The organism is Kitasatospora phosalacinea, assembly GCF_000716545.1.
GTDB lineage: Bacteria > Actinomycetota > Actinomycetes > Streptomycetales > Streptomycetaceae > Kitasatospora > Kitasatospora phosalacinea.
In genome coordinates this window covers 1-21,173 of record NZ_JNWZ01000072.1, presented here as the reverse complement: position 1 = coordinate 21,173, position 21,173 = coordinate 1, and the positions used below count along the sequence as shown (strand labels likewise).

Below are 21,173 nucleotides of genomic sequence, written 5' to 3'. Positions count from 1 at the left end.
GCGGGGCGGGGGGTCAGCCCTTCACGGCACCGGTGAGGCCGCCGACGATCTTCTTCTGGAAGGCGGCGAAGAAGCCCATCGCGGGCAGCATGGCGAGCGAGGTGAAGGCGAGGACCTTCGCGGTGTCCACGGAGTACTGCGAGGAGAACGCCTGGACGCCCAGCGGCAGGGTGAAGTTCGCCTGCGAGTTCAGGATGTACAGCGGCAGCACGTAGTTGTTCCAGCTGCCGATGAACCCGAGGATGCCGACCGTCACCACGCCGGGGCGCGACAGCGGGATCACCATCCGGAAGAAGAACCCGAGCCGGCTCGTGCCGTCGATCGAGGCGGCCTCCTCGATCTCCTTCGGGATGGCCCGCAGGAACGGCACCAGGATGATGACCGTGGTCGGCAGGCCGAAGGCGATCTGCGGGATGATCACGCCGAGCAGGTTGTCGACCAGGCCGAGGTCCTTGACGACGATGTAGAGCGGGGTGATCGCGATGACCATCGGGAACATCAGGCCGGCGGCGAACAGGGAGTACATCGCCCCCTTGAGCTTGAAGTCGTAGCGGGCGAGCACGAAGCTCACCATCAGGCCGAGGACCACGGTGCCGATGGTGCTGGCGAGCGCCACGACGACGGAGTTGGCGAACTCGCCCCAGAACGTCACCGACTTCAGGACGTTCAGGTAGTTGGCGACCACCCACGGTTGCGGCAGACCGGCCGGGCTCGTGCTGATCTGCGAGTTGGTGCGGAACCCGCCGAGCACGATGTACAGCACGGGCATGACGCAGACCCCGATGAAGAGCAGGGCCACGAAGTAGGCGAAGGGGTTGCCCCACCTCTGCGGCTTGTCGGCGGTCGTCGCGCTCATCAGGAGGCTCCTTCGGTGATGGCACCCTGCAGGTCGCGGCGCAGGAGGAAGCGCTGGTAGAGCAGTGCGACGACGAGCGAGATCAGGAACATCACGACCGCGATCGCGCTCCCGTAGCCGTAGTTGCCCGCGTTGCGGCCCTGGGCGACCATGTAGATCGCCATGGTCGAGGTGCCCGCGGTGCCCGCCACGTACGGGCCCCAGATGATGTAGACGAGGTCGAACAGCTGCAGCGAGCCGATGACGGACAGGAACGCCCAGATGCGGATCGTCGGCCCCAGCAGCGGCAGCGTGATGCGGCGCTGGATCTGCCAGTAGGAGGCGCCGTCGAGCTGGGCGGCCTCGGAGAGCTCCTCGGGGATCGACTGCAGGCCCGCGAGCATCAGGATCACCGCGAAGCCGATGTACTTCCACGAGATGATGCCCAGCAGCGTCCAGATGGCCAGCTTCGGGTCGGAGAGCCAGTCGGCCTGCAGGAAACCCAGACCGAGGTGCCGCAGCAGGTCGTTGACGGCGCCGTTGCTCTGGAGCATCAGGCTCCAGCCGGTGCCGACGATGACCTCGGAGACGACGTAGGGCACGAAGATCAGGACGCGGATGACCGAGCGGCCGCGGATCTTCTGGTTGAGCAGGAGCGCGAGGGCGATCGCCAGCGGACCCTGGACGAGCAGGGAGAGCACCAGGATCACGCCGGTGTGCCACAGGACCTGCTGGAACGCCGGATCGGTGAGGATCAGCTGGTAGTTCTTCAGACCGACCCAGTCGGTGGGCGCCCCGTAGCCGTGCCAGCGGTAGAAACCGTAGAACGCGGCGAGCGCCACCGGGAAGATCACGAACGCCAGGAACACGATGACCGCCGGTCCGGACAGGAGCGCGATCTCGAACCGCAGTTTGGCACGGCCGCGGCGGCGGGCGGCCGCCGCCGACGGGGCCGGCGGCGCGGACGAGGCCGCGCCGCCGACTCCGGGCGTGCCCTGCGACTGGGGGCCGTCGACCGGCTCAGTACCCAGGGTTTTGCTCATCGTGTGCTTACTCAGCCCTTCGCGGCGGCGGCGTTGGTGTCCTTGGCGATGTCCGCCGCGCCGCCCTTGCCGGCGAACAGGTTCACCACGGAGGTGTTCATGGCGTTGCCGATGTTCTGGCCGTACTCGGTGTCGAGGAACAGCACCGAGTAGGGGGCCTTGTTGAACGCCTGCAGCGCCGAGACGTTGTAGTCGTCGGTGATGCCGGCCTGGGCCTCCTTGTTCACCGGGATGGCGACGAACGCCTTGGCGTACGCCTTCTGCTGCTCCGGGGTGACCAGGAACTGCAGGAAGCCGAGGGCCTCCTTCGGCGCCTTCTTGGACAGCGAGAACCCGTCGAGGCCGCCCATGATGGCGGCCGGGTCGCCCTGGCCGCCGGGCACGGCGGGGAAGGGGAACCAGCCCAGGTCGGGGAGCGGCTTCTGGTCGGCGGTCAGGCTGGCGATCACTCCCGGGTCCCAGTTGCCCATGAGCTCCATGCCCGCCTTGTGGTTGGCGATCATGCCCGCGGACGAGCCGGCGCCCTGCTGCGAGGAGGTCGTCAGGAAGCCCTGCTGGAAGGGGTTGGTCCCCAGGAACGAGGCGAGGTCCTCGCCCGCCTTGGTCCAGCACGGGTCGCTGAACTTCAGCGACTGGGCGGCCTTCTTCAGGGTGTCCTGGCTGCACTCGCGCAGGGCGAAGTTGTAGTACCAGTGCGCGGCCGGCCAGGCGTCCTTGGCGCCCACCGCGATCGGCGCGACGTTGATCGCCTTCAACTTGTCGACGGCGGCCCGGAGTTCGTCCATGGTGGTGGGCGGAGCGGTGATGCCGGCCTGCTTGAACAGGTCCTTGCTGTAGTAGATGCCCTCGGGCTGGGTGTCGACCGGCATCGCGTAGACCTTGCCGTCGATCGAGTACCCGGCGATGGCCGCCGCGCCCGCGTTCGCCCGGTCGGCGTCGGTGAGGTCCAGCGCCTGGACCTGGCCGGCCTGGACCATGGCCTGCATCTTGCCGCCGCCGCGCTGCAGGAAGATGTCCGGCGCGGAACCGGAGTTGAGCGCGGTCTGCAGCTTCCCGTCGAGGTCCTCGTTCTGGATCGTCTGGATGTTGATCTTGACGTTCGGGTGCAGCGACTCGTACGCCGCCACGGCGCTCTTCCAGTACTCGGCGCCCGCTCCGGGCTGCGCGTTCTCCCAGAAGGTCAGCGTGACCTTGCCGTCGGACGAGCCGCCGCTCCCGTCGCTGCCGCCGGCGCAGCCGGTGACGGCGAGCGTGATGCCCAGGGCGATCGCGGCGGCCGCCGTGCGGCGGGTCTTTCTCGTCATCGTGGGGACTTCCTGTCTGTCGTCGCCGGGGGCACCCGGGTGGGAGTGGGCGAAGTGAAGGCACGTCAGGTGGGGATCGCCGCGGCTCCTGCGGCCCGGTCGCGGGTGGGTGGACCGGTGTGACCGGGCGTGAGGCGGTCGGCAGGGGCGGTTCGAATGCTGGAGAGTATGTGCTCGCCGCGGAGCGGCCGTCAATAACTTGTTTCCGAAAAGTATCCGAAAGTTGCGGCAGATTACGGGGGGATAACACCGAAACATTTCGAAGTCTGCGGCCCGGGCGTCCTGTTACGAGGCTTGACAGGTTTTGTTAGCGCTAACAACATGGGGGGCCGATCCCTCCACCCAAGGATGTCCATGTACAGACGCTGGCTCAGGGCCACCCGGCGGAGAACCGCGGCGATCGCGACGGCCGCCGCCCTGCTGACCCCCGGCCTGGTCGCCGCGGCGGTGCCCGCCCAGGCGGCCGCCCCGGAACTCGTCGTCAACGGCGGCTTCGAGAGCGGCCTCGCCAACTGGTCGGCCAACCACGGGAACCCCACCGACGGCGCGGCGCTGTCGATCACCGCCGACGCCTACTCCGGATCCGCCGCCGTGCTCGTCACCGGCCGCAGGACCACCGGCTCCGGACCGATGCAGGACGTCTCCGGCAAGGTGAAGGCCGGCCGGAGCTACACCGTCACGGCCCGGGTGAAGTACGACGACCCCGCGGCCCCGGCGGCCAAGCAGTTCTTCGCCACCATGCACTACGGCGGCGCCACCTACACCAACCTCGGCACGGTGACGGTGCCCCGCGGCCAGTGGGGGCTCGTCCGCGGCACGTTCACCGTCCCGGCCGGACAGGACGTCAGCACCGCGCAGCTCTTCCTGGAGACGCCCTGGGTCCAGGACCCGGCGAGCGCCCCCCACGCCAACCTCATGGACTTCGAGGCCGACGACGTCTCCCTGACGGAGGCGGACTCCTCGGCGGCCCACCCGGCCGGCCACGCCGCGCCGGCCAAGACCGTCGGCAACGCCAACCCCCTGATGGACTACCAGTACGGGGCCGACCCGTGGGCGATGGTCTACGACGGGCGCGTGTACGAGTACATGACCTCGGACGGATCGGCCTACGACGCGAACGGCGGCGTCACGCAGTCCTACGAGTACGACGACGCGGGCAACATCAAGGACAACGGCTACGGGCAGATCAAGACGCTCACCGTCATCTCCTCCGCCGACCTGGTCAACTGGACCAACGAGGGCCAGGTCAAGGTCGCGGGCGCGCCGGGTGCCGCGACGTGGGCCTCCAACTCCTGGGCCCCGGCCGCCGCGCACCGGACGGTCGACGGGAAGGAGAAGTTCTTCCTCTACTTCGCCAACAGCGGCGGCGGCATCGGCGTCCTGACCTCCGACTCGCCCGTCGGCCCGTGGACCGACCCGATCGGCAAGCCGCTGGTGAGCGGCGCGACGCCCGGAACCGCCGGCGTGGTGTGGATGTTCGACCCGGCGGTCCTGGTCGACGACGACGGCTCCGCGTACCTCTACTTCGGCGGCGGCGTGCCCAACGGCGGGACCGACCACCCGAGGAGCACCCGGGTGATCAAGCTGGGCGACGACATGACCAGCACGGTCGGCGCGGCCGCGACCATCGACGCGCCCGCGGTGTTCGAGGACTCCGGGATCAACAAGATCAACGGCAAGTACTACTACAGCTACTGCACCAACTTCAGCCACTCCAGCACCATCGACGGCCACACCATCGGCTACGGCAACATCGCCTACATGGTGTCCGACAGCCCGATGGGCCCCTTCACCTACCAGGGCCAGATCCTCGACAACCCCGGCTCCTTCTTCGGCGCGGGCGGCAACAACCACCACGCGATGTTCGAGTTCAAGGGCCAGACCTACATCACCTACCACACCCAGACGGTGCAGTCGGCGCTGGTCGCCGGCGGCTCCCTCGACAAGCCCCACGGCTACCGGTCCACCCACATCGACAAGGTGACGGTCAACGCCGACGGCGCCATCGCGCCGATCACCGGCACCTACCGCGGCCCGTCCCAGCAGGGGACGCTCGACGCGCACCGGCGGATCGAGGCCGAGACGATCGCCTGGGACTCCGGCATCCAGGACGCCTACGCGCCCTCGTCCGGCATCCGGGTGCTGCCGACCGGCACCGACACCACCGGCGAGCAGAAGCTCACCAACGTCCACGACGGCGAGTGGACCTCGCTGGCCGGCGTCGACTTCGGCCCGGACGGCGCCACCACCCTGGCCGCCGACGTGCTGCCGAAGGCCGGCGGCCGGATCCAGGTCCGCCTCGACGGTCCGGACGCCTCCGGCACCCCCGTCGGCACGCTGACCGTGCCCGCCTCGTCCACCGGCGCCTGGACCGAGGTCCGCACCGACCTCACCACCCGGGTGACCGGCGTGCACGACGTCTTCTTCGTCGCCCAGGGCCCCGGCACCGGCGAACTGTTCGACGTCGACGACTGGCGCTTCGGCTTCGACCGCACCGCCCCCGCCGTCACGGCGCGCACCACCCCCGCCGCGCCCGACGGACAGGACGGCTGGTTCACCGGCCCGGTGGCCGTCGAGCTGTCCGCCACCGACGACTCCGGGGTCGCCGGCATCGAGTACCGCCTCGGCGAAGGCGTCTGGCAGCCCTACCACACCCCGGTCCAACTGCCCGAGGGCAGCACCGCGTTCGGCTACCGGGCGACCGACAGCGCCGGCAACACCAGCGAGGAGGCCCGCCTCGCGGTGAAGCGGGACTCCACCGCCCCGACCGTCGCCGCGCACCTGTCCGAACCCACCCTGGGCCACCTGTACGAGGGCTCCGCGGCCCTCACCCTGACCGGCGCGGACACCGGCTCCGGCCCCGGCGCGCTGGAGTACGCCCCGGACGGCGGGGACTGGCGGCCGTACACCGGCACCGTCGCCGTCGGCGCGCCGGGCCGGCACACCCTGGCCTACCGGGCCACCGACCGGGCGGGCAACCGCAGTGCCACCGGCACCGCGACCGTGGACGTGGTGCCGAAGTGCACCCGCACCGTCACCGGGCGGAGCCGCAGCGCCCTGGTCGTCTCCGGCGGGACGACCTGCGTGAAGGGCGCGGAGGTCGGCACCGTCACGGTGGTCGACGACACGGCCGTCCTGGTCGTGGTCGACAGCACCGTCCGCGGGCCGCTGAACGTCCACCGGGGGAACACCGTGGTGGCCGAGGACAGCACCTTCGAGGGGAACGCGACGCTCTCCGGCACCACCGGCCGGATCAGCCTGGTCGGCAACGCCTTCGCCAGGTCGCTGAACCTCGCCCGGAACACCGGGAGCGCGCCGCTGGTCTCCGGCAACGGCGTCGACGGCGTCCTGGACTGCACCGGGAACGACCCCGCGCCCGTCGACGGCGGAGCGGTGAACCACACCTCCCGGGGCGCGACCGGCCAGTGCGCCGCCCTGGCGGTCACCGACCGCCCGTAGGGCCCGCCCGGCGGCCCGGGCAGCACGCCCGGGCCGCTGCCAGCCGCCGGGCCCCGACCGCCGGCCGGACGCACCCCGTCCGGCCGGCGGCCGCGTTCCGGGCCGGGCGCCGCCGGTTCCCGGCGCACCGTCAGACGTCCGCCGGGAAGGCGCGGGACACCCGGCGCGGAGGGCCAGTAGGGTGGACGCCGGGTTAGTTGGCCCGGCCTGGGCCGGGCGGGACGGGAGAACCATGGCAGAGACCGGTGAGCGGCGACCGCCGACGATGGCAGACGTCGCCCAGGTCGCCGGGGTGTCCCACCAGACGGTCTCCCGGGTGCTCAGCGACCACCCCAACGTGCGCGGGGCCACCAAGGAGCGGGTGCTGCAGGCGATCGCCGAACTGGGCTACCGGCCGAACTCGGCGGCCCGGACGCTGGTGACCCGGCGCAGCCGGACGATCGGGGTGGTGGCGGCCAACACGACGCTGTTCGGTCCGGCCAGCATCCTGGCGGGCCTGGAACGGGCGGCGCGGCGGGAGGACTACCTGGTGGCGTCGGTCGGCCTGGAGGAGCTGACCGAGCACGCCCTGGGCAAGGCCCTGGAGCGGCTGGGCAGTTGGGGGGTGGACGGCGTGGTGGTGATGACGCCGCACCGGCACGCCGTGGCGGCGCTGGCCCGGCTGCCCCAGCCGTTCCCGATCGTGACGGTGGAGGGCGGCCACGACCTCGACCTGCCGGGCGTGGCAGTCGACCAGTTCGCCGGGGCACGGGCGGTCACCGAGCACCTGCTGTCGCTGGGCCACACCCGGATCTGGCACGTGGCCGGGCCCGGCGAGTGGATCGAGGCGGAGGGCCGCCTCCAGGGCTGGCGCACCGCGCTGGAGGCGGCCGGGCTGCCGGTGCCCCCGCACCTGCCGGGCGACTGGAGCCCCGCCTCGGGCCACGCGGCCGGCCGGAAGGTGGCGGAGGTCTTCCGCCGCGGGGCCCGCTCCCGGCCGACGGCGGTGTTCGCCGCCAACGACCACATGGCCCTCGGGGTCGTCCACGCGCTGCACGAGGCCGGGGTGCGGATCCCGCAGGACGTCGCGGTGGCGGGCTTCGACGACCTCCCCGAGGGCGCCTACCTCACGCCGCCGCTGACCACCGTCCGGCAGGACTTCACCGCCGTCGGCCGGGAGGGGATCGGCATGCTGCTGCGGCTGATCGACGAGCCGGCCGCCCCGCTCGCCCACGTGAGCGTCCGGCCGGAGCTGGTGGTCAGGGCGAGCACGGCGGGCGGACGGCGGCCCGGTGCGGGCGTGGGCAGCGCGGCCGCGCTGTTCTCGGACGCGACGGGAGCGGGCGGGCCCGGCGCGGGTGCGCCGGGAGCCGGCGCGGCGGGAGCGGGGCCGAACCGGTAGCCCGACGCCCCCGCGGTCGCGCTCGAAGCCCCGCCGTCCGACCGGTGCGTCCGGGCCACTGCCGCCGTGCCGGGCGTCCGCCCCGCCGACGTCCGGGCCCGGAGCCACCGCCGTCGACGCCGACCACGACAGGAGCACACCCGTGACGGACCCGATGCCCTTCCTGCGCGAACGCCTGCACGCGGCCGGACTGACCGACGTCGTCGCGGTCGAGCCGGTCGCCGGGGGACTCGCCGCGGTCGCCGGACTCGCGCGCCGCGCCGACGGCACGTCGGTGTTCGTCAAGGCGTTCGGCGGGCCGCCGCCGGACGGCGCCTTCGCCGCGGAGGCCGAAGGGCTCACCGCGCTGCGCGAGGCGGGCGGCCTCGCCACCCCCGAGGTCGTCCTCGCGGACCGCGACGTGCTCGTGCTGTCGGTGCTGCGACCCCGCCCGGCCTCCGAGCCCTTCTGGGAGCGGCTCGCGCACGAGCTCGCCCGCCTGCACACCACCACGCGGCACCCCCGGTTCGGCTGGCACCGGGACAACTGGCTGGGCCGCCGCCGGCAGGTCAACACCTGGCACGACGACGGCTTCGAGTTCTTCGCCCGGCACCGCCTGCTGCGCTGGCTCGGCGAACGCCGCGTCCGGGAGGCGCTCGACGCCGCGGACCGGGCGGCGCTGGAGCGGCTGTGCGACCGGCTGCCCGAACTGCTGCCGGCCGGGCCCGCCTGCCTGACGCACGGCGACCTGTGGGCGTCGAACGTCATGGCCGCCTCCGACGGGCGGCCCGCGCTGATCGACCCGGCAGTGTCGTACACGTGGGCCGAGGTCGATCTGGCCCACCTGTGGACGACGGCGCCGCCGCCCGAGGCGCACGTGTTCTTCGAGCGCTACACCGAACTGACCGGGCTCGACCGCGACTGGCGCGCACGCGCGCCGATCCTCCAACTGCGCCAGCACCTGGCCGTGATCGCCCAGTTCGACCCCGACTGGGGCGCCGCCGACCTCGTGCGCGCCACCCTCGCCCCGTTCCGGCAGCGGCACTGAGCCCGGCCGACCCACGGGAATCTTGACAGGCTTTTTGTGAGCGCTAACATTCGGGTGTCGGTGCCGCCTGTCCTTCGGCGCACCTCCGGCGGCTCCCGGTCCGCGCTCCTGAGGGTGAGCCCACGGACCGGGACCCGCCGCCGACCTGGGGGACGTCACCGCGCGCCGCCCTGCACCGGGTCGGGGCCGGCTCGGCGCCGGCCCAGGTCCGCAGCCGGATCAACACCAACGCGCCGGCCGCCGTCCGGGAACGGCTGCGCCTGCGGGTCGGCGAGCTGGGCGACGACACCGTGCTGATCGGTGCCGCCGGGCCGGCGTTCTCCGAGGTGCTCGCCCGGCCGCCGGAAACGCCCGCCCGGCTCTGCGGGCGGTAGGCCGCCGGGCGGCGGGCACGGGCCCGCGAAGGGATACGGCCGGTCGCCGTCCCTCCGGGCGGGAAGGGGCGGCGACCGGCCGTGCAACGGGGCCGGTCAGTGCCGGGCGGGGTTGAAGGTCAGCGCCGGACTGGCGTTGCGCACCAGGGACCCGGCCTGCTCGGGCCACCACGCGCCGGCGGCCGGGTCGACGACGCCGTACTCGGGGTCGACGGTGCCGCCCGGGACGCCGCGGTTGCACTGGCCGTCGGACTGGCCCACGGTCTTGATCCACAGGAAGGCGTCGGCGAGCGGCACGCCGGTGTCCGCGGTCGGACGGTCGCCGATCCCGCTGCCGGGGGCGTTGCACCAGGTCTGCGGATCGCCGCTGTACTTGCCCGCCGGGGGCTTCCAGTCGCCACGGCCGTTGCGGCTGGTGTCGACGACGAAGTGGGCGAGCTCACCGGCGGACGGGCTGCCGACGTTCTGCTGGAACCACTGGTCGGTCCAGTGCCAGGTGGACGGGTCCTCCACGTCGACCGCGCCGCCCGGCTGCCCGTCGTTCGGCGCCGCGGGGGAGTAGTACTGGCTCGCGCACCAGTCGGCGTGGCCCCTGGCCCAGTCCGGGCCCTTGGTGGCGAACCACACGCACTGCGAGACCCAGGTGCCGTAGCGGGTGGACCGGTCGGTGGCGAAGTAGTTGGAGACGTTCAGCGAGAAGCCCTGGGCGCGGTCGACGCCCGCGTCGATCAGGCGCTGCGCCGCGGTGCCGACGCTCTGCCAGTGGCTGTTGCCCGCGTCCAGGTAGACCACGCTGTTCGGCTGCCGCTCCAGCGCGTCGACCGCGTGGTTGAGGTCGGCGAGCCGGCCGGCGGTCTGCTCGCCGGTCGGGTCCGCGCCGGGGGCGCAGTCGGCCGGGAGGTTGGCCAGCCCGTCGGGCTCCAGCACGACCACGGCCTTGCTGCGGCCCAGCCCCCGGGCGAAGGCGTCGATCCAGGCCCGGTAGTCGGCGTCCGACCGGGCGCCACCGGCGGAGTACTGGGAGCAGTCCCGCAGCGGGATGTCGTACGCCACCAGCACGGGCACCGCCTTGGCGCGCTCGGCGCGGCGCACCAGGTCCCGGACCTGGGACTCGACCTCGGCCGGGGTGCCGCCGGTGAACCACGCGGCCTCGGGCCAACTGGCCAGCTTCGCCATGTCCCTGGCGCCGGCGGGGTCGTGGTGCTTCAGGTCGGTGAGCGCCTGGCGGGCCGCGTCGCTGTCGGGGTCGACGTAGAACCGGGTGCCCGGAGCGAGCGTGTGGGACGCCGGGGCGGGCCGGGGCTCGGCGGCGGCGGCCGGGACGGCGCCGGCGATCAGCAGTGCGAGGGCGCTCGCCGGGAGGGCGGCGCGGTGCAGGGGAGTGCGCACGGTGTTCCTTCGATGGGGCGGGTGTCGGGGGTGGCGGGCCCGGGGAGCGGTTCCCCGGGCCCGACCGGTGGCGCGGTGGCGCGGTGGGCTTCCGGCGCGGCGTCAGTAGCCGTAGATCATCTTGTAGGCGACCTCCGGCAGGAACTGCCCCGCCGAGGAGCCCGCCCCGACGCCGCAGTTGCCGTCGGACTCGCCCGGCTCCTTGATCCACAGCAGCATCTCGGCGCCGCCGCCGGTCCGGGTGGGCGTGCCGATCCGGCGCCCGGCCGGGTTGCACCACTGGCCGTTGGAGCCGTTGCCGTTGCGGCTGGTGTCGACCACGAACGGCTTGGTGTAGCCGTACGCGCCGAGCGCGCTGTTGACGGCGTTGCCGTAGGAGGTGTTCTCGCCGGTGGTGAAGTAGTTGGAGACGTTCAGCGAGAACCCGTGGGCCCCGCCGACCCCGGCGGCGGCGAGGTGCTGCGCCATGGTGGAGGCGCTGATCCAGCCGGGGTTGCCGGCGTCGAGGTACACCCAGGTGTTGGGGGCCTTGGCGTTGAACTGCGCGATGGCGTTCTTCAGCATGGCGTTGCGGTCGGAGACCTGGGCGGGCGTCAGGCAGCTCTGGTCGCCGAGCGCGTCGGGTTCGAGGATGACCACCGCCGGGCGGTTGCCGATGCCGCTGGCGAAGGCGGCGATCCAGGTGTCGTACGCGGCCCGGCTGCCCGCGCCGCCGCCGGACTGGCCGCCGCAGACGTCCCGGTTGGGGATGTTGTAGGCGACCAGGACGGGCAGTTTGTCGTAGGCGTCGGCGCGGCCGACGTAGGCGCCGGTGGCCGCGCCGATGTCGCCGCTCCAGTTGCCGAACCAGCGGGCCGAGGGGGTGTTGGCGATGGCGGAGCGGATCGCCGCGGCGCGGCCGTCGCCGGGGTTGGCGTTGGCCCAGCGCAGCGCGGAGTTGTCCGGGTCGACGTAGAAACCGCTGGTCATGGTGGTGGGGTTGGCCGCGTACGCCGGGCCGGCGTCGACCAGGGCGAGGCCGGCGGTGAGCAGGCCGGCCAGCAGCGCGGCTGACGCTCGGGTGGACTTGCGCATGGTTCTTCCTCCGGTGGGTGGGGGCGGAGAAGTGGAAGCGCTTCCAGTTTCGCGCGAATCGAATCGCGTGATTGGGATGATTGGGCCCGGGGGAGAGCTGTGTCAATACTTCCTGCACCAGGGGTGTCCGCCGTCCCCGCTTCGACCCCTGTCACCCTTCGGTGGCGGGAGTACGCTGGAAGCGCTACCAGTTTCCATGGCCGGACCGTGGCGGGTTCCGCTCTCCGCGGGCTCCGTGGCCTGCGGTTGCCGTGGAATCATGACCCCTGTCCGACGCCCCGCAGCCCGAGGAGCAGCCGTTTCCATGGAGCCGTCACCCAAGCGCATGCCCACTCTCGACGAGGTGGCCCAGCGCGCCGGCGTCTCGCGCACGGCGGCGTCCCGGGTGATCAACAACGCCCCGCACGTCAGCCGGGCCAAGCGGGAGGCGGTCGAACGCGCGGTGCGCGAACTCGGCTTCGTCCCCAACCCGACCGCGCAGGCACTGGCCACCCGCCGGGTCGGCGCGGTGGTGCTGGCGGTCTCCAGCGACGAGCCGGGCCTGTTCGCGGACCCCTTCTTCGCCGAGGTGATCGTCGGCGTGAGCGCCGCACTGGAGCAGACCGACCTGGAGCTGATCCTGCTGCTGGCCAACACCCCGCGCGGGCGCGACCGGCTGGAGCGGCTGCTGCGCTCGCGCCGCGCCGACGGCGTGATGCTGATGGCGCTGCGCGGCGACGACCCGCTCGGCCGGCTCGCCGAACAGACCGACCTCCCGGTGGTGTTCGGCGGCCTGCCGCTCACCGGCGAGCCGCGCTGGTACGTGGACGCCGACAACCGGGGCGGCGCCCGGCTCGCGGCCGAGCACTTCGTCCGGACCGGGCGCCGCCGGCCCGTCATGATCACCGGTCAGGTGGACACCCAGGTCGCCGTCGCCCGCGAGCAGGGCTTCACCGAGGGCCTGGCCCTGGCCGGGGTCCCGCTGCTCGGCATCGAGGCCGGCGACTTCACCGAGGACGGCGGGGCCGCGGCGATGGAGCGGCTGCTCGCGGCCCACCCCGCGCCGGACGCGCTGTTCACCGCCTCCGACGCGATGGCCATCGGCGCGCTGCGCACGCTGCGCACGCGCGGACTGCGGGTGCCCGAGGACGTCGCGGTGATCGGCTTCAACGACCTGGCCAGCGCCCGGCACACCGCCCCGCCGCTCACCACCGTGCACCAGCCGGTGCGGTCGCTGGGGCGGGAGATGGCCAGGATGCTGGTGGGCGCCATCGAGGGGCACGACCCCAGCCCGCTGATCCTGCCGACCCGCCTGACCGTGCGCGAGTCCGCCCCGGACGCGTCGGCGGGGCCGATAGTGCCGACGGTGCCGACGGTGCCGACGGGGGTCTGACCCACCCCCGCACCCGGTGATCCGGCCGCCCCGCGCCCGGCGGCCCGACCGTCCGCGCCCGGCGGCCCGGCCCCGCCGCGCCGTCCGACGCCCCGGTATGCCGCGCCGCCCGGCGGGTGGCTCCGGTCACGACTGGAAGCGCTTCCAGTTTCATTCCGGTATCGGCTGTTCAAACTCTTGACACACGCACCTGACGAGCCAGAAACTTCCGGCACCACCCTGGAAGCGCTTCCAGCTTCCAGCAAGACTCTCCTTCCTACCTGCCCGCCGCGCGCATCGTTCAGACCCCGCGGCGGCTTCCGATTCGAACGCATGGGAGCGCTCCCGCAATGACCGAGGTCCAGGACCGCAGGGCCGTCGAGGCCCAGCCCGACGACTTCCTCCACTTCCCGCCGGACTTCCTCTGGGGCACCGCCACCTCGGCCTACCAGATCGAGGGCGCGGCCACCGAGGACGGCCGGACCCCGTCGATCTGGGACACCTTCAGCCACACGCCGGGCAAGGTGAACCGCGGCGACACCGGCGACCTGGCGGTCGACCACTACCACCGCTGGCGCGAGGACGTCGCGCTGATGAAGGACCTCGGGCTGACCGCGTACCGCTTCTCGGTGGCCTGGCCCCGGGTGCAGCCGACCGGCCGGGGCCCGGCCGTCGAGCGCGGGCTCGACTTCTACCGCGCGCTGGTGGACGAACTGCTGGCGGCCGGCATCACCCCGCTGGCCACGCTCTACCACTGGGACCTGCCGCAGCACCTGGAGGACGCCGGCGGCTGGACGGTCCGGGAGACCGCGGAGCGCTTCGGCGAGTACGCCTCCCTGGTGGCCGGCGCCCTCGGCGACCGGGTGCGGCACTGGACCACGCTGAACGAGCCGTGGTGCTCGGCCTTCCTCGGCTACGGCTCCGGCGTGCACGCCCCGGGCCGCACCGACCCGGCCGACGCGCTCAAGGCTGCCCACCACCTGAACCTGGCGCACGGCCGGGGCGCGGCCGCGCTGCGCGCCGCGCTGCCCGGCACCGCCGAACTGTCCGTCTCGCTCAACCTGCACCAGGTGCGGCCGCTCACCGACAGCCCCGAGGACCAGGAGGCGGTGCGCCGGATCGACGCGGTCGGCAACCGGATCTTCCTGAGCCCGGTGCTGCGCGGCCGCTACGACGCGGACCTCTACCAGGACACCGCGCACCTGGTCGACTGGGAGCGGCTGGTGCGCCCCGGCGACCTGGCGGCGATCGGCGCGCCGATCGACCAGCTCGGCCTGAACTACTACTCCCCGGCGGTGGTCTCCGGCAGCGGCGCCTCCCGCGACGACTGCCACGGCCGCAGCGACCACTCGCCCTGGCCCGGCGCCGAGCACGTGGCCTTCCACCAGCCGCCCGGCGAGCTGACCGCGATGAACTGGAGCATCGACCCGACCGGACTGCGCGACCTGCTCGACCGGATCCACCTGGAGCGCCCCGGCCTGCCCGTGATCATCACCGAGAACGGCATGGCCTGCGAGGACTACGTCACCCCCGAGGGCGTGGTGAACGACCGGGAGCGGATCGCCTTCGTCCACCAGCACCTGACCGCGGTGCACCAGGCGATCGAGGCGGGCGTACCGGTGGCGGGCTACTTCCTGTGGTCGCTGCTGGACAACTTCGAGTGGGCGTACGGCTACGCGAAGCGCTTCGGCATGGTGCACGTCGACTTCCCCACCCAGCGGCGCACCCCGAAGAACAGCGCGTACTGGTACGGCCGGGCGTGCCGCACGGGCGCCGTCCCGCGCTCGCTGTGACCGTGCTCCGCCCCACCCGTCCCGCGGCCGTCGGGCCGCACCGACCACCCACGCGCCAGAGGCGCCCGAGGACCCCGAAGGGAGCATCGGCATGCGGACGCTACTGCGCCGCCTCGGCTTCTACCTGCTGGCCGGCTTCGCCGCGGTGACCCTGAACTTCTTCCTGGCCCGGCTGCTGCCCGGCAGCGCCCTGCAGAACGCGCTGGCCAAGCTGCGCGGCGCCAACCTCGACCCGGCGGCGATCCGGGCGCTGGAGGCGCAGTACGGCACCGGCGCCGACCACAGCCTGCCGAGCCAGTACCTGACCTACCTGTCCGGCCTGCTCCACGGAGACCTGGGCCTGTCCACCTCGCAGTCCGCGCCGGTCTCCTCCATCCTGGGCAGCACCCTGCCGTGGACGCTGGGCCTGGTCGGCACGGCGACCGCGCTGGCCTTCGTGGTCGGCACGCTGGCCGGGATCGTCGTCGGCTGGAAGCGCAACGGGCTGCTGGACGGCCTGCTGCCCGCCGCGACCTTCTTCCAGTCGGTGCCGTACTTCATCCTGGCCTTCCTGGTGATGATGACCCTCGGCTACTTCGGCGGCTTCTTCCCCTACCAGAACGGCTACGACATCGGCCGGCACGCCCACCTGACGCCGGGGTGGAACGGACCGTTCGTCACCAGCGTGATCGAGCACGGCACGCTGCCGGCGCTGACCGTGGTGCTGGCCTCGCTGGCCGGCTGGGTGATCGGCATGCGCAACATGATGATCACCACGATGGACGAGGACTACGTCCTGGTCGCCGCCGCGAAGGGGCTCCCGCAGTGGCGGGTGGCCGCGGTGGCGGCGCGCAACGCGATCCTGCCGACCATCTCCAACTTCGCCCTGTCGATCAGCCTGGTGGTGACCGGCTCACTGGTCACCGAGATCGTCTTCACCTACCCGGGCGTCGGCTGGCAGATCTACCAGGCCATCCTCACCGGCGACTACCCGCTGCTCCAGGGGATCCTGCTGGTCGTCGTCTTCACCGTGCTGGCCGTGAACCTGGTCGCGGACCTCGCCTACGTCGCCCTCGACCCCCGTGCCCGCAAGGAGGCCTGAGCGATGCGCGCCCTCCGCTCCCCGAAAGTGCTCGCCGGTTCGGCCCTGCTGCTGGTGCTCCTGCTGCTGGCCGTGGTCGGCCCGCTGATCGCGCCGCACTCCGCCGACTGGCAGGCCGACCGCACCAGCGGTCTGCCGCTCGCCCCCTCGGGCCGGTTCTGGCTCGGCACCGACCAGCAGCAGCACGACCTGTTCTCGCGGCTGCTGACCGGCGGCCGGGACACCCTGCTGATCTCCTTCCTCGCCGGGCTGTTCGCCTGCGCGCTGTCCGTCGTGGTCGGCGTCACCGCCGGTTTCGTCGGCGGCCTGGTGGACGACCTGCTCTCCGCGCTGGCCAACATCTTCCTGGCGCTCCCCGGCCTGCTGATCCTGATGGTGATCATGAAGCCGCTGCCGCCCTCGGAGACCAGCGATCCGCTGCTGATCGGCTCGGTGATCGCCCTCACCGCCTGGGCCTGGGGCGCGCGCGTGCTGCGCGCGCAGACCCTGGCGCTGCGCGCGGCCGACTACGTCGAGGCGGCCCGGGTGATCGGCGAACGCACCTGGCGGATCATCCTGTTCGAGGTGGTGCCGAACCTGCTGCCGATCCTGGCGTCGGCGTTCATCTTCACCGTCATCTACGGCATCGGCACGTACACCGCGCTGGCCTGGCTGGGCGTGATCAGCCCCGCCTCGGTGACCTGGGGCACCGTGCTCAACGAGGCCCAGTCCTCGGGCGCCGCCGTCAACGGCTACTGGTGGTGGTACCTGCCGCCGGCGCTGGCCGTCGCGCTGGTCGGGATCGCCCTGGCCCTGGTCAACTTCGGGATCGACGAGGTGATCAACCCCAGGCTGACCTCGGCCCGCACCGGCCGGGCCCGCGGGGTGGTCTTCCGCCTCGGCCTCACCCCCGTGCTGAAGTCCGCGGCGCCCGGCCCCGCGGCCGCGCCGTCGAACCCCGTCCCGCTGAAGGAGGCGCAGCCGTGACCGGCGAGCCCGTCCTCGAAGTCCGCGACCTGTGCGTCGACTACGGCGTCGGCCCGGGCGGCGTGCGCGCCGTCACCGACGCCACCCTGACCCTGCGCCGCGGCGAGGTCCTCGGCCTGGCCGGCGAGTCCGGCTCCGGGAAGTCCACCCTGGCCTACGCCGTCACCAGGCTGCTGCGCGCCCCCGGCGTGATCACCGGCGGCGAGGTGCGCTTCCACGGCCCGGACGGCGTCCTCGACCTGCTGGAGGCGGACGCCGCCACGCTGCGCCGGGTGCGCTGGGACCAGATCTCGGTGGTGTTCCAGAGCGCGATGCACGCGCTGAACCCGGTGGCCCGGATCGACGCCCAGCTCACCGACGCGCTCCGCGCCCACCGGGCCCGACTGGGCGCCGCCGAACGGCGGGAGCGCGCCGTGGAGCTGCTGCGCCTGGTCGGCATCGGCGAGGAACGGCTGCGCAGCTACCCGCACGAACTGTCCGGCGGCATGCGCCAGCGCGTGATGATCGCGATGGCGCTGGCGCTGGAACCCCGGGTCGTCATCATGGACGAACCCACCACCGCGCTGGACGTGGTGACGCAGCGGGAGATCCTCGACGAGCTGATGCAGCTCAAGGACCGCCTCGGCTTCGCGATCGTGTTCATCACCCACGACCTGTCGCTGCTGATCGAACTGGCCGACACCATCGCCATCATGTACGCCGGGCGGATCGTCGAACTCGCCGACGCCCAGAGGCTGTTCCACAGCCCGCGGCACCCGTACACGCTGGGGCTGCTGAACTCCTTCCCGGCCCTGCACGGCGAACGGGTGCGGATGGAGGGCATCCCGGGCTCCCCGCCCGCGCTCACCGCACTGCCCGCCGGCTGCGCCTTCCACCCGCGCTGCCCGTTCGCGCTGGCCCGCTGCGCGCACGACGTCCCCCGGCTCACCGAACCCGCCGAACCCGCCGAACCCGACGGCGCGCCCGCGGCCCGCTCGGCCGCCTGCTGGCTGCACACCGGCGGCGAGCACGTCCCGGCGCCGCTCGCCCGAGTCCTTGGGAGCACCCCGTGACCAGCACCGACACCACCCGGGTGGTGCACGGCCCGAAGCGCCCGGGCACCCCCGCACTGGAGGCCCGCGGCCTCACCAAGCACTTCCCGGTCCACGGGGGACTGCGGCGCGGCCGGGTCGTGCGCGCCGTCGAGGACGTCTCGCTGGCCCTGCCGGAGGGCACGGTCACCGCCGTGGTCGGCGAGTCCGGCTCCGGCAAGTCCACCCTGTCGCGGCTGCTGACCCGGCTGACCGCCCCGACCTCGGGCGAACTGCTGCTGGACGGCGAGCCGGTGGGCGGCTCCGCGCGGGCCCGGCGCGCCTACGCCGGCCAGGTGCACCTGGTGCTGCAGGACCCGTTCTCCTCGCTGAACGCCGTGCACAGCATCCGCTACCACCTGCGGCGCCCGCTCAAGCTGCACCAGGGCCTGCGCGGGAGCGAACTCGACGCCCGCGCCGCGCAGCTGCTCGAACGCGTCAGCCTCACCCCGGCCGAACGCTACCTCGACAAGTTCCCGCACGAGCTGTCTGGCGGCCAGCGCCAGCGGGTCGCCATCGCCCGCGGCCTCGCCGTACGACCCCGGGTGCTGCTCGCCGACGAGCCGGTCTCCATGCTCGACGTCTCGATCCGCCTCGGCGTGCTCAACCTGCTCGACGAACTGCGCGAACGCGAGCGGCTCGCCATCCTGTACGTCACCCACGACATCGCCTCGGCCCGCTACCTCGCCGACACCGTCGTGGTGATGTACGCCGGGCAGATCGTCGAGTCCGGCCCGGCCGTCCAGGTCACCGACAGCCCCGCGCACCCGTACACCCGGCTGCTGCTGAGCGCCGCCCCCGACCCCCGGCGCCGCGAACCGGTGGTGCTGCGCGGGCGCGGCGCACCGCCCAGCCTGATCGACCCGCCGAGCGGCTGCCGCTTCCACCCGCGCTGCCCGCTCGCGATGCCGGTGTGCGCCGAGACCGCGCCGCCGGTGCGGCCCGCCGCGGGCGACCAGGTCGCCGCCTGCTGGCTGCTCGACCCCGAGCGGGCAGCGGGCACCGCGTCCGCCTGAACGACCCTCACGCACCACCCGGAACCCACCCGAACACCCCACCCCAGGAGCACCCTGCCATGCGCCGTTCCACCGCTCTCAGAGCCGTCGCCCTGGCCGCCGTCGTCGGCCTCGGCGCCACCGCCTGCACCGACTCCGGCGGTTCGAAGTCCACCGACGCCGGCGCCGACCGGACCCTGGTGGTCGAGTCGGCCCCGATGCCGTCGTTCACCGAGAACTACAACCCCTTCGACGGAAACTCCTTCATCTCCGCCCAGAACGCCCGCTCGCTGGTCTTCGAGCCGCTCTTCCAGTTCAACACCCTCAAGGCCGACCAGCCGCCGATCCCGTGGCTCGCCAAGTCCTTCGAGTGGTCGAACGGCAACCGGACGCTCACCCTGGCGCTGCAGTCCGGCATCACCTTCAGCGACGGCAAGCCCTTCACCTCCGAGGACGTGAAGTTCACCTTCGAGATGCTGAAGGCCAACCCGGCCACCAACACCGGCGGCGCGCCGCTGCCCAGCGACATCACCACCCCGGACGCCACCACCGTGGTGCTGACCTTCGACGGCCCGCAGAAGGCCAACTTCATCGGCATCGGCAACCAGCTGATCGTGCCCAAGCACGTCTGGTCCACGATCAGCAACCCGGGCACCGCGGTCATCAAGGCCGACCAGGCGATCGGCACCGGCCCGTACCTGGTGGACAAGTTCACCGCGCAGAACATCACCTTCAAGGTCAACCCGGCCTTCCGCGAGAAGCCGAAGGTGCAGCACGTCTCCTTCCCCGCCTACGCCACCAACGACGCCGCCACCCTGGCGCTCAACAACGGCGAGATCGACCTCACCGGCAACAACATCACCAACGTCCAGAACACCTTCGTCGGCAAGGACCCGCAGCACCACCACCTGTTCCAGGCCGCGGCGCCGTACTTCCCGGCCTCCAACACGGTCTCCCTGATGCTCAACAACAAGAGCGCCACCTCCCCCGCGCTCGCCGACCCCGCGGTCCGCAAGGCGATCAGCGCCGGCCTCAACCGCCGCGCGTACGCGGGCCAGTGCGAGACCGACTACGCCCTTCCCGCCACCTCCTCCGGCGGGCTGCTGCTGCCGGCCGACCAGGCGATGGTCAACCCGGCGCTGGCGAACGACCTCAAGCCGGAGGCCGACGCGGCCAAGGTCGACTCGCTGCTCGGCGCGGCGGGCTGGACCAAGGACAGCGGCGGCAAGTGGACCCGCGACGGCCACACCATCAAGTTCACCATCATCGACCCGAACTCGTTCTCCGACTACTGGTGCACCGCGCAGGCGATGGCCAAGGACCTGAACGCGCTCGGCTTCGACGTCAGCACCAACGGCGCCTTCGACTTCAACAGCTGGAACACCGCGATCACCACCGGCAACTACGAGGCGGCCATCCACTGGGGCCAGGGCGGCACCCCGTTCCAGCGCCTGCAGTACGTTCTCGACCCGGGCATGGGCGCCGAGACCGGCCAGGTCGCGGCGGGCGACTTCAGCAAGTACGACTCCCCGAAGGTCCGCGACGCCGTCAAGGCGTTCCAGAACGCGGGCGACGCCGAGGCCGAGAAGACCGCGCTGAACACCCTCCAGCAGATCATGTCGGACGACGTCCCCGCCGTCCCGGTGTTCTACGGCGCGGCCTGGTACGAGTACAACGACACCGACTTCACGGGCTGGCCGAACGAGGGCGACCCCTACATCAACCCCTCGCCGAACTCCCAGGCGTACGAGTACATCATCCTCCACCTCACCCCGCGCGACTGATCCCGCCGCCGCACGGAGAAGGGCCCCGGCCGACCGGCCGGGGCCCTTCTCCGTGCGGCGGACGCCCGTCAGGAGGCGCCCGCCGCGGTCGGAGCGGTCAGTGCTGCAGGGTCAGGACACCCGGACGCCAGGGGAGCTGGTCGTAGGTGCCGGACGCGGTGGGGGACTTGCCCTGGTAGAGCAGTTGCAGGTTGCAGGGGTCGATGGTCATGGTCTGGTCGGGGTTGTTGCGGACCAGGTCGCCGTG

At 72.6% G+C, this 21,173-nt stretch carries 16 protein-coding genes; 10 read left to right on the top strand and 6 right to left on the bottom strand.

Features of this window, described 5'->3' with window-relative positions:
- Positions 1 to 13: 13 nt before the first annotated feature.
- Genes OO48_RS28285 through OO48_RS28275 form a run of 3 tightly spaced genes read right to left on the bottom strand, consistent with a single transcriptional unit; the run spans position 14 to position 3,182 of the window.
- Entirely contained in the window at positions 14 to 856 is an 843-nt protein-coding gene (locus OO48_RS28285) for a carbohydrate ABC transporter permease (RefSeq protein ID WP_033221315.1), read from the bottom strand.
- Positions 856 to 1,878: a carbohydrate ABC transporter permease gene (locus OO48_RS28280; protein WP_033221313.1), complete on the bottom strand. Its 1,023-nt coding sequence runs from the start codon at positions 1,876 to 1,878 to the stop codon at positions 856 to 858. Before OO48_RS28280 ends, OO48_RS28285 begins: the two co-directional genes overlap by 1 nt.
- Positions 1,879 to 1,889: 11 nt before the next feature.
- Complete coding sequence (locus OO48_RS28275; RefSeq protein ID WP_033221309.1) at positions 1,890 to 3,182, bottom strand: extracellular solute-binding protein; 1,293 nt, start codon at positions 3,180 to 3,182, stop codon at positions 1,890 to 1,892.
- 354 nt (positions 3,183 to 3,536) lie between these two features.
- On the opposite strand from OO48_RS28275, the gene OO48_RS28270 reads away from it, so the two are divergent.
- The 3 genes from OO48_RS28270 (at position 3,537) to OO48_RS28260 (ending at position 9,049) form a co-directional block, all read left to right on the top strand.
- Positions 3,537 to 6,641 carry an OmpL47-type beta-barrel domain-containing protein gene (locus OO48_RS28270; RefSeq protein ID WP_051732974.1) on the top strand — a complete coding sequence of 1,035 codons (3,105 nt, stop codon included), beginning with the start codon at positions 3,537 to 3,539 and terminating at the stop codon, positions 6,639 to 6,641.
- A 232-nt stretch (positions 6,642 to 6,873) separates the two neighbouring features.
- Positions 6,874 to 8,022, top strand: a complete 1,149-nt coding sequence (locus OO48_RS28265; protein ID WP_033221308.1) for a LacI family DNA-binding transcriptional regulator — start codon at positions 6,874 to 6,876, stop codon at positions 8,020 to 8,022.
- 142 nt (positions 8,023 to 8,164) lie between these two features.
- Entirely contained in the window at positions 8,165 to 9,049 is an 885-nt protein-coding gene (locus OO48_RS28260) for a fructosamine kinase family protein (RefSeq protein WP_245194837.1), read from the top strand.
- Between the two features lie 470 nt (positions 9,050 to 9,519).
- Here OO48_RS28260 and OO48_RS28255 read toward each other — a convergent pair whose 3' ends face one another.
- Both OO48_RS28255 and OO48_RS28250 read right to left on the bottom strand, forming a co-directional pair.
- Positions 9,520 to 10,812: a glycoside hydrolase family 6 protein gene (locus OO48_RS28255; protein WP_245194836.1), complete on the bottom strand. Its 1,293-nt coding sequence runs from the start codon at positions 10,810 to 10,812 to the stop codon at positions 9,520 to 9,522.
- Positions 10,813 to 10,914: 102 nt separating this feature from the next.
- Complete coding sequence (locus tag OO48_RS28250; RefSeq protein ID WP_033221306.1) at positions 10,915 to 11,886, bottom strand: glycoside hydrolase family 6 protein; 972 nt, start codon at positions 11,884 to 11,886, stop codon at positions 10,915 to 10,917.
- A 304-nt stretch (positions 11,887 to 12,190) separates the two neighbouring features.
- Between OO48_RS28250 and OO48_RS28245 the strand changes: the two genes are divergently transcribed.
- The 7 genes from OO48_RS28245 (at position 12,191) to OO48_RS28215 (ending at position 20,926) form a co-directional block, all read left to right on the top strand.
- Positions 12,191 to 13,258 carry a LacI family DNA-binding transcriptional regulator gene (locus OO48_RS28245; RefSeq protein ID WP_209439551.1) on the top strand — a complete coding sequence of 356 codons (1,068 nt, stop codon included), beginning with the start codon at positions 12,191 to 12,193 and terminating at the stop codon, positions 13,256 to 13,258.
- 329 nt (positions 13,259 to 13,587) lie between these two features.
- Entirely contained in the window at positions 13,588 to 15,030 is a 1,443-nt protein-coding gene (locus tag OO48_RS28240; RefSeq protein WP_033221305.1) for a GH1 family beta-glucosidase, read from the top strand.
- A 91-nt stretch (positions 15,031 to 15,121) separates the two neighbouring features.
- Positions 15,122 to 16,111, top strand: coding sequence for an ABC transporter permease (locus OO48_RS28235; protein WP_033221303.1), 990 nt, complete (start codon positions 15,122 to 15,124; stop codon positions 16,109 to 16,111).
- Positions 16,112 to 16,114: 3 nt separating this feature from the next.
- The gene (locus tag OO48_RS28230; RefSeq protein WP_051732973.1) at positions 16,115 to 17,077 is read left to right on the top strand and encodes an ABC transporter permease; all 963 of its coding nucleotides are present in this window, start codon (positions 16,115 to 16,117) and stop codon (positions 17,075 to 17,077) included.
- Positions 17,074 to 18,129, top strand: a complete 1,056-nt coding sequence (locus OO48_RS28225; RefSeq protein WP_033221301.1) for an ABC transporter ATP-binding protein — start codon at positions 17,074 to 17,076, stop codon at positions 18,127 to 18,129. Before OO48_RS28230 ends, OO48_RS28225 begins: the two co-directional genes overlap by 4 nt.
- Complete coding sequence (locus tag OO48_RS28220) at positions 18,126 to 19,163, top strand: ABC transporter ATP-binding protein (protein WP_081952440.1); 1,038 nt, start codon at positions 18,126 to 18,128, stop codon at positions 19,161 to 19,163. The genes OO48_RS28225 and OO48_RS28220 overlap by 4 nt, the downstream gene beginning before the upstream one ends.
- A gap of 59 nt (positions 19,164 to 19,222) precedes the next feature.
- On the top strand, positions 19,223 to 20,926 hold the full coding sequence (locus tag OO48_RS28215) for an ABC transporter substrate-binding protein (RefSeq protein ID WP_033221299.1): 1,704 nt from the start codon (positions 19,223 to 19,225) through the stop codon (positions 20,924 to 20,926).
- A 97-nt stretch (positions 20,927 to 21,023) separates the two neighbouring features.
- Here the strand turns inward: OO48_RS28215 and OO48_RS37700 are convergent.
- The coding region (locus tag OO48_RS37700; RefSeq protein WP_280842437.1) for a non-reducing end alpha-L-arabinofuranosidase family hydrolase at positions 21,024 to 21,173 on the bottom strand (150 nt) is incomplete at its 5' end.